Genomic DNA, 1,524 nt, shown 5'->3' on the forward strand with positions numbered 1-1,524 from the left:
CCGTTGCTTCGTCAGTACTTGCAACGATATTGTATATACTCATGCCTTCACCTCCTTGAAAGATAACAGTTTATCCCTGTAATATTCATATTGCTTTTGACGAGCTTCGATTTCGGCCGGAATGCCGCTGGTTAAGTCGTTACACAGAGCGTCAAAGCGATCGAGGATAGCGACAATGCGTTTCTGTTCTTCAAAAGGCGGTATTAATACACGTGGTTTTTTTAATATTTCATAAGAAACAAATGGTTGTGACCCACTCTTTGCTTGAGCCCTAAAATCTTGTAGCAAAAGCAAATAGTATGCATACCTGCTATGAACACTATTGTTTTTTAGTTTACAAATAACCCCATTATACGTTACAAAGTGCTTTCCATATCCCCAGTTTACAATTCCCGCATATGCACCAATATGGCCAATTACAGGTGCATCTTCGCTGTTATATTCAAAATGTGTTCCTACAATCCCGTTACTTCCATAAACAGGATATTCACCTCCATTTGTAGGAATTACATTGCCCTTTCCATATTGAAAATCGTAAATATCTCCTAAAGACATTTCCGTAATAGTTTTTCTATCATGCCAATGTTTTAGTTGCATAATTTCATTGCGGTAATACTCATACTGTTTTCTTCTTGCTGTAAGCTCTGCTGTAAGCTCTGCTGTAAGCTCTGTGAAATTATCCAGAATACGGACAATTTCCTGCTGAACAGGTAGAGGGGGAATGGGAATTTTGAAGTTTTGAAGCATAGGCAATGTTATATATGGAACTGAGCCTTTCTTTGAATGCACCATTATATAATCTCTTAAATATCCTTTTAAATAATGTAAAAGATATTTTACATCTGTATAATTGAAATCAGACAAAACATAGGTGCGCTGATACGCATTGAATTTTCCTTTATAATAGTTGATGTGTCCAACCTGACTACCATTACCAGATACTAAAATAGCTTCTGTATCAAATGCATAACTATCAATTCTGAATGGTGTTGCGTCACAAGTGAAAAAGGCATATTTGCCGTTTTCAACCATAGCATTAGCATTTAATTTTCCTGTGGTGATTGTTCCACAGATTTCTTTAAGATTTTTATACTCCACTCCATTCGGGCATAGCTCTGCAATCAATTCATCTAATTTACTCATTTGCCCACCTCGATTTCCGCAATAATCTTATCTATTTCTTCCCTTAAAACCTGCTCTCTCGCCACAATCTTTTCTATCTCAGCATTAAGAGCAACAATATCAATCTTTTCCCTGGTATCCTCTTGTTCCACATATGTTGAAACAGACAGGTTATAATCTTGTTCAGCAATTTCGCTGTTTGGCACAAGCCTAGCAAAATGCTCAATATCTTTTCTTTCCTTAAATGCGTTAAGAATGGTCTCAATATTTTCCTGTGTCAGCTTGTTGTTATTCGTAACCTTTACAAATTCCTTTGATGCATCGATAAATAAGGTGCTATTTTCTGATTTAGACTTCTTCAGCACCATAATGCAGGTAGCAATGCTGGTACCATAAAACAAG

Annotated in this window: 2 protein-coding genes; both read right to left on the reverse strand. The window is 36.5% G+C overall.

Annotated features, from left to right (window positions below):
• Positions 1–39: 39 nt before the first annotated feature.
• Positions 40–1,143, reverse strand: a complete 1,104-nt coding sequence (locus BUC45_RS10585; RefSeq protein WP_296972229.1) for a restriction endonuclease subunit S — start codon at positions 1,141–1,143, stop codon at positions 40–42.
• On the reverse strand, positions 1,140–1,524 hold a 385-nt coding region (locus BUC45_RS10590), incomplete at its 5' end, for an N-6 DNA methylase (RefSeq protein WP_296972231.1). The genes BUC45_RS10590 and BUC45_RS10585, both read right to left, overlap by 4 nt.

Origin of the sequence: Tepidanaerobacter sp. EBM-38 (genome assembly GCA_001896545.1) — a bacterium.
In the GTDB taxonomy this organism is placed as follows: domain Bacteria; phylum Bacillota; class Thermosediminibacteria; order Thermosediminibacterales; family Tepidanaerobacteraceae; genus Tepidanaerobacter.